Source organism: Proteus sp. MB838 (assembly GCF_054767435.1).
In genome coordinates, this window is record NZ_BAABMO010000062.1 from 1 (window position 1) to 12,163 (window position 12,163).

Annotated in this window: 11 protein-coding genes; 4 read left to right on the plus strand and 7 right to left on the minus strand. The window is 33.3% G+C overall.

The features are described 5' to 3' along the window. Positions 1-567: 567 nt before the first annotated feature. Complete coding sequence (locus ACYUCW_RS17040; protein WP_004249805.1) at positions 568-1,701, plus strand: M20 family metallopeptidase; 1,134 nt, start codon at positions 568-570, stop codon at positions 1,699-1,701. 9 nt (positions 1,702-1,710) lie between these two features. After that, positions 1,711-3,117 (plus strand): YfcC family protein, encoded by a 1,407-nt coding sequence (locus ACYUCW_RS17045; RefSeq protein WP_004246570.1) that lies wholly within the window; start codon positions 1,711-1,713, stop codon positions 3,115-3,117. 92 nt (positions 3,118-3,209) lie between these two features. Here the strand turns inward: ACYUCW_RS17045 and ACYUCW_RS17050 are convergent, their stop codons facing one another. After that, positions 3,210-3,848 carry a TetR/AcrR family transcriptional regulator C-terminal domain-containing protein gene (locus ACYUCW_RS17050; protein ID WP_004246569.1) on the minus strand — a complete coding sequence of 213 codons (639 nt, stop codon included), beginning with the start codon at positions 3,846-3,848 and terminating at the stop codon, positions 3,210-3,212. A 121-nt stretch (positions 3,849-3,969) separates the two neighbouring features. On the opposite strand from ACYUCW_RS17050, the gene ACYUCW_RS17055 reads away from it, so the two are divergent. Beyond that, on the plus strand, positions 3,970-5,073 hold the full coding sequence (locus tag ACYUCW_RS17055) for an HlyD family secretion protein (RefSeq protein ID WP_004249803.1): 1,104 nt from the start codon (positions 3,970-3,972) through the stop codon (positions 5,071-5,073). Beyond that, a complete protein-coding gene (locus tag ACYUCW_RS17060) occupies positions 5,066-6,586 on the plus strand; it encodes an MFS transporter (RefSeq protein ID WP_004249802.1) in 1,521 nt (506 codons plus the stop codon). The genes ACYUCW_RS17055 and ACYUCW_RS17060 overlap by 8 nt, the downstream gene beginning before the upstream one ends. Positions 6,587-6,680: 94 nt before the next feature. Here the strand turns inward: ACYUCW_RS17060 and ACYUCW_RS17065 are convergent, their stop codons facing one another. The 6 genes from ACYUCW_RS17065 to ACYUCW_RS17090 form a co-directional block, all read right to left on the minus strand. Further along, positions 6,681-7,130 carry a DUF411 domain-containing protein gene (locus ACYUCW_RS17065; protein ID WP_460409116.1) on the minus strand — a complete coding sequence of 150 codons (450 nt, stop codon included), beginning with the start codon at positions 7,128-7,130 and terminating at the stop codon, positions 6,681-6,683. Positions 7,131-7,314: 184 nt separating this feature from the next. Beyond that, positions 7,315-7,989, minus strand: coding sequence for a fimbria/pilus chaperone family protein (locus ACYUCW_RS17070; protein WP_004246565.1), 675 nt, complete (start codon positions 7,987-7,989; stop codon positions 7,315-7,317). Between the two features lie 21 nt (positions 7,990-8,010). After that, the gene (locus tag ACYUCW_RS17075) at positions 8,011-9,924 is read right to left on the minus strand and encodes a fimbria/pilus outer membrane usher protein (RefSeq protein ID WP_004249799.1); all 1,914 of its coding nucleotides are present in this window, start codon (positions 9,922-9,924) and stop codon (positions 8,011-8,013) included. A 173-nt stretch (positions 9,925-10,097) separates the two neighbouring features. After that, a complete protein-coding gene (locus tag ACYUCW_RS17080; protein ID WP_223232002.1) occupies positions 10,098-10,400 on the minus strand; it encodes a hypothetical protein in 303 nt (100 codons plus the stop codon). Positions 10,401-10,436: 36 nt separating this feature from the next. Further along, complete coding sequence (locus tag ACYUCW_RS17085; RefSeq protein WP_004249798.1) at positions 10,437-11,075, minus strand: hypothetical protein; 639 nt, start codon at positions 11,073-11,075, stop codon at positions 10,437-10,439. A gap of 284 nt (positions 11,076-11,359) precedes the next feature. Continuing rightward, entirely contained in the window at positions 11,360-12,022 is a 663-nt protein-coding gene (locus ACYUCW_RS17090) for a DUF1120 domain-containing protein (protein ID WP_004246561.1), read from the minus strand. Positions 12,023-12,163: the final 141 nt, after the last annotated feature.

Here is a 12,163-nt window from a genome sequence, read left to right on the forward strand (position 1 = left end):
TATTTTATATTGTATGATAAATTTATTACCGAGTTTTATTGTATTGTTCTTTTATCAAATAAAATTGAAAATAAATGTTTTTATTTTAATAATAGAGCGATTTTTCTTAATACAGTGTGTTAAAAAATTATTTTATTGGTTTTATTGTTTGTTTGATAAAAAATAATTTGGTTTTATTTTGTTTTTTTAGGTTTTATCAAAAAACAAAATAAATCTATTTAAAATAATGCTCTCTAAAAACAAGATAAAATAGTAAAAAGTATTTTATCTTAAACCTCTTTTCTATTTTTCAATGTTCTTATTAGCTTTAGATTATTTTATCTATTTCTATCATGTGATTTCTAGCAGATCTTATTCTATTTAATTAATTGTTATTATGGTTTTAAAAAATAGATGCAATCATATTAAATATATGTAAAGTTTAATGTGATGTTATTGATAAATAAATCCACATTTTATTTTAAGGCTAATGCTTTTTATCAAGCATTTTATTGCAGTTGATAAAGTCCATCTTGATTTAAATATCTAGCTAAAAAAGACAAATTATAATTACAAGAGGTAAATAAAATGCAACACACAATTAATTCACAATATGATGAAATGGTTGATTTTCTAAAGGAGTTAGTGAATATCGATAGCGGCTCTTATGATAAACAAGGGGTTGATGCAGTCGCTGATCTTTTAATTCAACGCTACCAAAAATTAGGTTTTGTTGTTGAAGTATTTGAAAATGAACAACTAGGGAATAACTACCGTTTAGTTCATAAAGATGCCACAAACCCACAAATTTTTATTGCTGCACATTTAGATACCGTATTTCCTAAAGGCACAGTAGCAGAGCGCCCATTTAGTATCGATGGCTCCCGTGCTTATGGTCCTGGTGTTATTGATATGAAAGCCAGCCATGTTTTAACTTACTATGCGATTAATGCACTCAAACAAAGTGGCGATCTCTCTTATCAAAATGTTGAAATATTGCTTAACTGTGATGAAGAAATAGGGTCAAAAACATCGCGTCATTTAATTGAAAAATATGCCAAAAATAAAGCTTATGCATTAATTATGGAGCCTGCTCGTGCGAATGGTGCCATTGTTAGCGCTCGTCGAGGTGTTGGAACTTATGAGTTGTTGATTGAAGGTAAAGCATCTCACTCAGGTATTGCACCAGAAGCAGGAATTAGTGCTATTCAAGAGCTTTCATACAAAATTCAGGCCCTACATGCGCTTTCTCGCCATGATGAAGGTCTTTCCGTTAATGTCGGACTGATTTCTGGTGGTACATCTGTCAATACGGTTGCTCCCCATGCACGAGCTGAAATCGATGTGCGTATTTCAACGGATGAGCAGGGTATTGAAATTGATAAGCAAGTCAGAGAAGTTTGTAGTCAACCTGTGTTAGCGGGGGTTAAATTAACGCTAAATGGTGGCATTAATCGCCCTCCAATGGTGAAAACACCTGAAAGTGCCAATTTAATAGAAATCATTAAACAGCAAGCGGATTTAATTGGCTTAGCTATTGAAGATATTTCAACCGGGGGAGGATCTGATGCCTCATTTACTGCCGGTGTCGGTACGCCAAGTGTTGATGGTTTAGGCCCTATTGGTGGCTATCAGCATAGTGATAAAGAATATCTCGATTTACCGTCATTGACCGAAAGGACAGTGCTATTTGCAAATGTTATTAAGCGTCTGTCTCAATAAGGTGAATGTATGGAAAAGAGTAAAAAAATAAAATGGGCTATGCCTGATGCCTTTATTATTATTTTTGGTATCGTTATTTTAGCGGCCATCGCCACCTATTTGATCCCCGCGGGAAGTTATCAGCGGGAAACCGTTAATGGATTAAACCGCGTTGTCCCTAATAGCTTTAATTATGTTGCACAAAATCCAGCTTCATTGATGGATGTGTTTTATGCAATCCCTGTAGGGTTAAAACAATCTGCCAGTATTATTTTCTTGATCTTTATGATTGGTGGCGCGATTGCCATTTATGATCGCACCCGTGCTATTGATTCAGGTATTAATGCGCTTATTGTTAAAACCAAAGGTAATTATCAAGCTCTTATTATTACGGTTGCTTTTATTTTTGGTATGTTGTCATCCCTTGGGCTTGCGGCCAATGCCGTTATTGCGTTTATCCCTATAGGAATAGCTCTTTCGCGATCAATGAAACTTGATGCTATTACGGGGGTTGCAGTTGTTTATTTAGGCTATTATGCAGGTAATGCGGTTGGTGTATTAGATCCAACTATTTTAGGTACTGCACAAACATTAGCTGAAGTTCCTCTTTTTTCTGGTGTTATTTTTCGAGTTGTATTATTCGCTATCTTAATTGTTGTCACTATTGCCTATATTGTCTGGTATGCCAGACGTATTGCGAATGATCCAACGACCAGTTATATGTATGGAATAGCTAAAGATGATCCTGATTATGAACAGCCACACACTCAATCATTAGATAGCACCTTCTCATTGAGGCAAAAATTGAGTTTGGTGGTATTTATAGCGTTTATAGGATTGTTTTTATATGGCGCTTTTGAATATAAATGGGGGATTGAACATCTATCAGCCATTTTTATTATGATGAGCATTGTTGTGGCGGCTATGTTTAAAATTGCCCCTAATGACTATATCAAAACCTTTATGAAAGGTGCTCAATCTTTAGTGTATGGGGCATTGGTGGTGGGGATCGCCAGAGCGGTTATTGTTATTTTAGATGAAGGACGAGTGCTTGATTCTATTGTACAAGCCACATTAGTGCCATTACAGCAAACCTCTCACTTTTGGGGCGCTCAATTACTTTATTTCTTTAATTTACTGTTTAACTTGCTAGTCACATCAGGAACGGGACAAGCATCGATTGTTATGCCTATTATGGTGCCTATTCTCGATATTCTTGATCTTACACGTCAAACCGGTGTCCTTATTTTAAAACTCGGTGATGGCTTTACCAATATTATTACCCCAACATCAGGTGTACTTATGGCGGTACTGGCGGTAGGTAAAGTGCCGTGGACGCGTTGGGTTAAATTTGTATTCCCTATTTTAATGATTTGGGTCGTGATAGGTATGGCTGCAATTGGTATTGCTACCGCAATAAGTTATGGACCAGTGTAGCTTTGTACTAACGGATTATTAACGATAAATAGGTTATTAAGTATAAATAAAGTGCCGTTTGTTTAGTTACAAACGGCCTTTTTAAACCAACCTCATGGTGTCATCAATTGGTGTTCAAACCCTGTGACTAATTGCTCTAAGCCAAAATTAAAACGCATGGCAAAATCATCAGCAAAAAGAATTTCTCTTACTTGCCAAGTTTGAGGGTATTTATCACGTACAATTTGTTCAAAAGCGAGTCGTTTTTGCATTAAAATTTCACTATCAATAAGCGTGATAGCTTGCTGTTCAATGCAACACCCTAAAATAAAATAGAGTAAGGTCATCGACATATTGCTCGCTAATTCAGCAGATGCACCAGACTGCATAATTAAAGTAATAAGCGTATTGTTTATACGTAACACATTTTCAGAAATCACATAGGTTCCGGCAAAAACTCTAGCACCATCACGATGTTGTAAAAAAGCTTCTCTTAGCTCTGTTGCTAGACGTTTTAGATCCGCTTTCCAATCTTGGCTATAGTGAAAATCAACAGCGACTTCACTGACTATACGATCTGCCATTCCCTCAATAAGCGTTTGTTTATTATCAAAATGCCAGTAGAGAGAGGCGGCTTTTATATGTAATGCATCTGCCAGTTTTCGCATTGTTAAGCCTTCAATCCCTTCTTTTTCCAGCAAAGAAAGCGCTGTATCCAACACATTTAATCGATCAATTTTAGGGCTTTTCATAAATAATTCTCATTTTCCTCTTTTCTATCTAACAATGTTAGTTTAACATATTTATTAAACCTAACAATGTTAGATTAAAGCAAAAGTTAAATATCACTAAGCTTCGCTTAGGAGTAGAAAGATGGAAAATATTCAATCAAAAAAAGAAAGAATCATGCAGTTAGTGATGGTTTATACACCTTGGATCACTGTGATATGTGTTGTTGCGTTTATTGGTATAGCGACTGCAGATTGGGATCGCTGGTGGAGTGATGCTCGTTATCAAACAACAGATAACGCTTACATAAAAGCGGACTCAACGATATTGAAATCACGAATGACTGGGTTTATTTCTCAGATTAATAAAGAGGATTACCAAGTAGTAAAACGTGGTGAGGTCATTGCTGAAATTAATAAGAAAGAACAAATATTAAATCGGCAAGCGGCATTAGCAGAGTATCAAAAAGCCCAATTAGCTTTAGATAATCTCACTGAAGAAATTAAAGAATATCAATTAAATATTGAGAAATTAGCTAATCGTTATCAAGCATCAGTTATTGATGTTACCCAAGCTAAGCGCAGCCCAATGTTGCGTAAAGATTTAATTAATAGTGGGGCAATCACACAACAAAATTATTTAGATGCTCAATCTGATTTGCAACGTTTAATGAAATTACAAAGTGCTGCGAAAAATGAGTGGGATCAGGCTAAACAAGCACTGGTATTACTAAAATCTCAAGAAAAAATACGTCTGGCACAAAAAGATATCGCTCAAACACAGTATCAGCAGGCTGAAACGGAGCTTTCATACGCGACTATTAAGGCTCCTTTCGATGCGCAATTAAATAAAATAAAAGTCAATATCGGTAGCCTTGTGACTGCGGGTAGCGAAATTGTGACTTTAACACCGATTAACAATGTATACATTATTGCCAATTTAAAAGAGACACAAATAAAAAAAGTACAGCCAGAACAATCTGTTGCTATCAAAGTTGATGCTTTTCCTACCGATGTTTTTTCAGGAAAAGTGAGATATATCGGCGCACAAAGTAGTGGTGAATCAGCTCTTATTCCTGCTGATAATGCCAGTGGTAATTTTACTAAAGTAGTACAACGTATTCCGGTTTATATCACGCTCAATAGTGATAACCGACACTTAGCTAAATTAAGAGCGGGTATGTCTGTGCAAGTGAAAATTGACACAGAAAGCCTTCCTGTAGAGGAGGAGGGGGATCGCAGTGATTAAATTATTATCAGCAGCACAAAATCATCGTCCTATTTTTGTTGTTATGGCTGTTTTTACCGGGGCTATTTTATCAACACTTTTTGTACGTATGTTTTCTATCTCGTTAGCGGATTTAAGAGGCGTGTTTGGTTTAGATGTTGCCCAAGGATCTTGGTTGAATGTGGCTCTTAATATAGCTCAATTGATCAGTATGACTCTTGTACCTTGGTTTATGGTGGTTTATGGCGCAGAAAAAATATTAATCAGTGCGAGTTTTATCCTTTTTTGTTGTGGATTAGTGGTTCCCATAATAGGACAACAGATTGGTTTTGGCGGACTTTTTATTGCTCATTTTATGATTGGATTTTGTATCGGAGTTTATTTGCCGATGACGATTTCATTAGCCTTAAAAAGTTTAAATCCCAGTGTTTGGCTAATCGTTATGGCGGCTTATAGCTTACGTGTTTCTGTAGGAATGGATGCGGGAGTGGGGATCTCAGGAGAATTTGTTGACATATTGAATTGGCGTTGGATTTATTGGTTATCCGCTATTTTCACCTTAGTCATCCTATTTTTTACCTGGTGGGGAATGCCACTCTCACCTATTAATAAATCATTGCTCGCTCAAAGTGATTGGGGAGGAATGGCGCTTAAATGCTTAGGATTAACGCTATTATATATTGGTGTCGTTCAAGGTGAATTGTTAGGTTGGTGGGATTCTGGGCTGGTCGTGTCTTGCTTAATCGGTAGCGCTATACTGATGGGGACATTTATTATTAGAGCTTATATTTATAAACAAAGCTTTGGTCACTTAAATTGGATCAAAGATAGTAATTTACGGCTCTGCTTTATTATTGCCTGTTTATATGGCTTTTTGATGTTACCTAATTCGTTATTTATACCTTCATTTTTGAGTGTTGTTGGTGGGTTGAAACCACTACAAATAGGTCAAGTTACCAATCTTGCCTTCTTTATCTATCTATTATGTAGTCCAATAGCTATTTTTCTTGCACGGCGTTTAGAGCCACGATTAATGATGTTAATAGGTATTATGATTATTGGAGGTGCATGTTTAATCGGTCATCAAATTGATTATCAGTGGCGAGCTAATGATTTCTTTATTGTCATATCTATGCAAGCAATAGGGGAATGTTTGCTACTTATCGGATTAATTGCCTCATTTGTTACTAATATCAAGCCACAAGAAGCGTTACATTTAGGGGCATATATTTCGATAGCGAGAGTCTTAATGCCAGCCCTTGCAGGAGCTATTATCAATACTTATTTGAGGATCTCATATGATACTCATTATGATTTGTTAAGAGGATACATACAAACTGGTGAGCAAAAATTAGCAGGGAATATTACTGAACATTATCAAACAACGATGGCATTAGTAATAAGAGAAGCACATGTTGCCTCTTTTATTGATGGTTTTGATTTGATTATGCTCTTGGTTATTTTAGGTGCTCTTTGTATGTCATTTTTAAAATCGTCACCAGAAAATCCGGTAGTCCCAAGGCTAGTAAAATAAAAAACTGCCTGTTTTAGTACAGGCAGAAAATAAAATAAGAATAATATAATAGGAGAGAAATATTCTTGTTACATCAATATGATGAGAGTAAAAATTAATTGTATGATTTAAATAGTGATTGATTACCTGCTTTATCAAAAGCAATGACTTGATAAGGTTCTTTATAGTCCCCTGCATACATACCTAAGCTACCCGCTGGCATACCTGCAACAGCAATGCCTGTTTGCTTTTTATCCATTAAGTCTATATTTTTTAAGCTATCGATAGGAATATGTCCGACTAAGTCTTTGCCTTGGTATGTTGCATAGTGACAGCTTAATAAATTATCAGGGACTACTGCTTGCTGATATTTTTGCATTAATTCTGTTTCAGAGACAATATTGATATTAACATCAAAGTCCGCTTCTTTTACACCATCAGCCCACAAATTACAGCAACCACAATTTTCGGTTTTATAAACTTCAACTACAGCATGATTTGCCGCTTGTACAGTACCACTAACCGTTGACAATACTAAGAGAGAGGGAAAAAGTAATTTTTTCATCATGTATTCCTTATAGATACGAATACAGAGAACAATAATCTTTCCCCCTACAGGAAGGTCAATTCAAATAAAGTATAAGCGTGTAGATTTTTGTAAAAATAAATATGTAGGGTTAATAATATAAATGTCTACATAAATAAAAAAGCCTTGATATAACATATCAAGGCTTTATATATTAATTATTTTAATTATTAACTTTCATTTTAATATCACCTGCTAATTTAAATCCATAACGACTTAAAGGTGATATTTTTATTTCTGTTAACTTTTCTTTTACATCAACTTTAATTTCTTCTTGAGGACGAATATAAAATTGACCAATACTATAACCGTTATTGCTTGGTAAAGAGCTAAAAGCGGGAGCCATACGAATAACTTGTTTACCATTATTCTTTAATATTAATTGATTATTGACTTGTTTTACTTCTAGATTTTTCCAAGGTTCACGCTCTATGGTTAACCCTTTTGGAATAATTAACATCGCAATATCTTGTCTGATAGGCATTTTTGTTGAATTGACCTTTGCAACACCAATACCTTGGAAAGAGGCTTTTAAAATTTGTTCATCATCAAATTCAATACCGTCTTTTAAAATAAAATTAATATTCTGACTTTGATCTGGCTCTATTCTTGTAATGGGTGGAGTTATAATAATATTTTTTGCTATTTCGTGTTGTTTATCTAAATCGCTGACTTTTGTTGATAATAAAATAGGTTCACTACCCGTATTTTTAACATTAAAAATCTTTCTTGGTTCTTCTGAATCTAAAATAACAGTCATGGTTTCCAATTGAAAACTAGCATGAGAAAAATGACTTATTAATAGAATGAGAAAAATCATTCCTTTTAGTATTTTCATAATTAGACTATCCTCTTTGTATTACTTACAAATTGCATCAACTTTTTCATATAAAAAGTCTGGATTAAATTCTTCTGGAACTGAATAATCAACAGAACAGATGTCACCATTATCTGATTTTACTTTTAGTGGCTTACCGATTTGCTCATTACTTATTATAACATTACCGTCCCCCATAATAACACCTATTAGATTTCCCTTATCATCAATAACACTATTTGCTGTATTAACAGGTTTACCATCTGGTTTTTTTATTTCTAATAAAACTTGCTTCATTGTATTGACGGGGATCTCACGAGAAAAAACAGTACCTTTTGCCAATGCAATATCAAAGGATGTTGTGCCTAACATAACATTGAGTGGTAAATTTTTAGTATTTAATAGAACAGTTGTTTTTTTATTTACTGGTAAGTTAGGAATAACGGCGGTACCAAAGTGATTAGTTATTGTCGTACCACCACCCATAGAGTTAACTAAAATACCAGATTGTCCTGGAACACGTAAAATACCGAAAGTATCTCCTAGCTCCACAGGAGAAGTAGCAAATAACCCATCACTATAAGCAATAGCACCAGATGCTGTCAGCATCGCTGATTTTTGATTACTATTACTAAAGGAGCCTGTCGCACTAATTTGGCTGTAAGCAGTTGTTGCATTGATATTACCGCTAATATTCTTATCTTTACTGTCTTTATCAGCAGTTGCCCCGATAGAATATCTAAATAAATCATTATGATAATTACTATAATTTGTTGTTAAAGATGATGTTTTATAATGTTGGTATTGAGTACTAAATGATGATGAATTATTAATAGGTACGTTGATGTTTACAAATGTACGATCTTCAAAATTACTACTTTTTTGATAGCTAATATTAAAAGACATAAATGGAAATCTTTTTCCATAAGAAATGGTATTTGAATAATTGTCTTTTTTATCACCATAATATTGGCTATAGCTAAGGCTATAACTCAGTGATCCATAACGTTGATTTCCTAAGCTTAGAGATAATGAGCTTGATGTTTTTGTCTGATTATTAGCAAGATTATCATCTAATGGGTCTTCTATATTATCTATTTGTAGAGATTCATAGAGTGTGGAATAGTTGCGTGAACGATATATTGTTGATAAGCCTAGTGAGAATACTGATACAGGTAAACTTAAATTAGCATTTGCTTGGAAGCCATCACCTTTATTAGAAGAAGATGCATATTTAATACCAAAGCCAGTAGATAAAGGACGATGTTCACCAAAAACGCTATTTACGCTACCTACAATGGACTTATATTTTGATGATATTTCCATACCCCCTAGAAAATTATGATTTAAATAATTAATGCCACCTTCAAAACCGGTAATAAAAGGAGTATGTATGCGTTCATCACTTGAGTTTTTTCTATATTTCCCCATAAAAAAGTTAAAGCTGGTACTACTTTGTGGATTTTTTAAGTCTTTATTTGATGTAATAACATCAAATTCTTGAATAGTACCATCATCTTGAATAACTTTGACATGTAATGGTTGACTTGATGATACACCACTAATGTTATTTAATTGGAAAGGGCCTGCAGGTATTATCGTTCTATATAACAATCGATTATTTTGTGTGACTTCAACGGTAGCCGGTTTTTCAGACATCCCAGTAATAGGAACTGTCAACTTACTGTTTTGATAGCTACTATCTGAATATAATTGAAAACCATTCACATCAGCACTATCTAATAACTCACTATTAGATGTAATTTGGCCTAATTGTAAAATGGCTTTGATGCGTTCTATTGTACGTGAAAGCGTTGTTTCATTAAATCTATAGTAAGTTTTCCCATCACCTGAAGAAAAGCTACTGTTATTACGTAAAATCCAATTATAAAAATTTATACCTGTTTTAAAATCACCTTGATAAAAATTCCTATTATTAGAGCCATTTAACTTCATACCATAGATTCTATAGTTGTTGAATACCCCTAAGCCACCATAGGTTAATTCATTACCATAGGCACTTTGATCGAAGTAATCATCATTAATAGTGATATCAATAGAGTTGTTATTTGGGTGATAGGTAATATCTGATTTAGGATATATCTCTAAAAAATCAGCACAATCTGAATTTATCTCTTTTTTTTTAATTTCAGCTTATCTATTAATTGATTATTTAAGCAAAGATTACCTGATTCATTAATAAGAATATTATCAGAATAGTTAAGGCTACTATTTACTATAATTGTTACATCATGATAACCAGGAAGAAAATGACTTCCTTCTTTAAAATAATCAGCGATTTCACTGCCATAACCAAGAGATTTAAGTGAGTCAATATCAAACTCGATATTTTTATTATCAGCTAATGCTAAATTATTGTTAATTAGATAAGCTAATAATAAAAATATCATTTTACGATATCGAAAATGCATAATGAACCCCATAGTAAAACGTCGCGTTTTTAAATTTTAAGATCCAAATGAAAAATCGAATAATAGAGAGCCTGAAAGTTCTCCACCATCGACAAGAGGGCCATTTGTTTCTTTTAAACTATAAATTGTTGGTGAAATTTTTAACTTTAATTGATAGTTATTCCCTTTCGAAGGTGTTACACCATCTTGACTAAATCCGTTTAGAGTGCCTATTTTTAATTGTGGGCTTGTTTTTATTATTCCAATATTATTTTCGTTATCTGTTTCATAAATATTAACATCAATACCATCTACTGTGGCTTTTTCAACAGATACCTGAAAAAAACCAATCTTACCTGTTGTATTTATAGTGCCAAGGCCAAAATGAGTTTGATCATTATCTGTGGTTGTTCCCATTTTTTCATCTGCTTTTATTGAAAATAGTACAGGTGAAACAGGTGAAGGACAGCTTATATTTATTAATGTATAACGATCATCTAACTTATTATTTTCATTAGATTTAAACATATAAGCTTTAAGATTATGATACTCTATGGTTATATCTTTTTGTGACACAAAACAATCATCATTAAATGATGGTGCTAGATCGTTATAAATATCTGCAAAAGCAGATGTTGATACTAATGAAATACTTAAAAATGGTAAGGTAAAATAAAAAGATTTTATAATATTCATAATAACCTAAAGCCAGCTAGTGTAGTTTCTTTTTCTGATGTATTTAACTAATTCGACCTTTATAATAATTTTTAATTAATTATACGCTTATAGAAAATAAAAAACAGTCTTGTAATTTAATTGGTGATTTTAAAATGGGTTTTTATATTCTATATCAAATCGGCTACTCTAAAATATATAGTCTATATAAGATAATTAATAAAAGACTTTCTATATCTGATAATTTATAAAAATATTTAAATAAAAACGTAAGAAACCCAAATGATTTCTTACGTTTTTTTTAATTAAATTCCGAATTGGAATGTTAATGTGGCTAAACCATCTAACTTAGCATCACCATCACTATTTTTTAGTGCGCTATTGATGGTTGGTGTGACTTCAAAATCTGCCGCAAATACTTGACCGTCAGCATAATCATTAGCATTACTACGAGCCCAACCTAATGAATCATTTTTTACTAGTGTCTTAGAAGTAGATCTGCCATATCTAGAATCCATTACATAGACTTTCTTTTCTTCACTAGTCAAATCTTCTTTTACTGTGGCATTTTTCATTGAAACTGTGTAGTAACCTACTTTAGTATCAACAGCCTCTTTTCCATCGACTGCCATCTTATAACTGCCTAAACCAAAATAAGAATCACCTTCTTTTTTTTCTGTCCCAGCTCTATTATCAGTAGGAGTAAAAGCTAGATAAGTTTTTGCATCACAAGTTACGACAATATTTTTTGATTGAGGCTCTAATGTTAAATCACCTTTTGCAGGGAAAAGGCCAGGAGTTACAGCAAAAGTATATTCAACAGTAGTTTCACTTGTTTCGCCATTGATGGTACAAGTTGGTGGTTGGATATCCCCACTTACTTTTAATTTAGCGGTTGGTGTCGCAGCGAAAGCGATACTACTTGATAAAGTAAGTAAAGAAATAGCTAATAAGCTTTTTTTGAACATATATCCTCCATGAGCGATATAAAACTATCTTAAAAAGATTATTTATAACCTCTCATATCGTTTGATTTTAAATAATAAAAATCTCAAGTTTTTAGAGTGACTCAAAGTATATAAAAATCATCTAAATAAGATTGCATTTAT

Bases quoted from the DNA above. Each gene is read 5' to 3' on its own strand.
- ACYUCW_RS17070 (WP_004246565.1), bottom strand. From the start codon at position 7,989: ATGAAAATACTAAAAGGAATGATTTTTCTCATTCTATTAATAAGTCAT.
- ACYUCW_RS17080 (WP_223232002.1), bottom strand. From the start codon at position 10,400: ATGCATTTTCGATATCGTAAAATGATATTTTTATTATTAGCTTATCTA.
- ACYUCW_RS17065 (WP_460409116.1), bottom strand. From the start codon at position 7,130: ATGAAAAAATTACTTTTTCCCTCTCTCTTAGTATTGTCAACGGTTAGT.
- ACYUCW_RS17085 (WP_004249798.1), bottom strand. From the start codon at position 11,075: ATGAATATTATAAAATCTTTTTATTTTACCTTACCATTTTTAAGTATT.
- ACYUCW_RS17090 (WP_004246561.1), bottom strand. From the start codon at position 12,022: ATGTTCAAAAAAAGCTTATTAGCTATTTCTTTACTTACTTTATCAAGT.
- ACYUCW_RS17055 (WP_004249803.1), top strand. From the start codon at position 3,970: ATGGAAAATATTCAATCAAAAAAAGAAAGAATCATGCAGTTAGTGATG.
- ACYUCW_RS17050 (WP_004246569.1), bottom strand. From the start codon at position 3,848: ATGAAAAGCCCTAAAATTGATCGATTAAATGTGTTGGATACAGCGCTT.
- ACYUCW_RS17045 (WP_004246570.1), top strand. From the start codon at position 1,711: ATGGAAAAGAGTAAAAAAATAAAATGGGCTATGCCTGATGCCTTTATT.
- ACYUCW_RS17075 (WP_004249799.1), bottom strand. From the start codon at position 9,924: ATGAAGTTAAATGGCTCTAATAATAGGAATTTTTATCAAGGTGATTTT.
- ACYUCW_RS17040 (WP_004249805.1), top strand. From the start codon at position 568: ATGCAACACACAATTAATTCACAATATGATGAAATGGTTGATTTTCTA.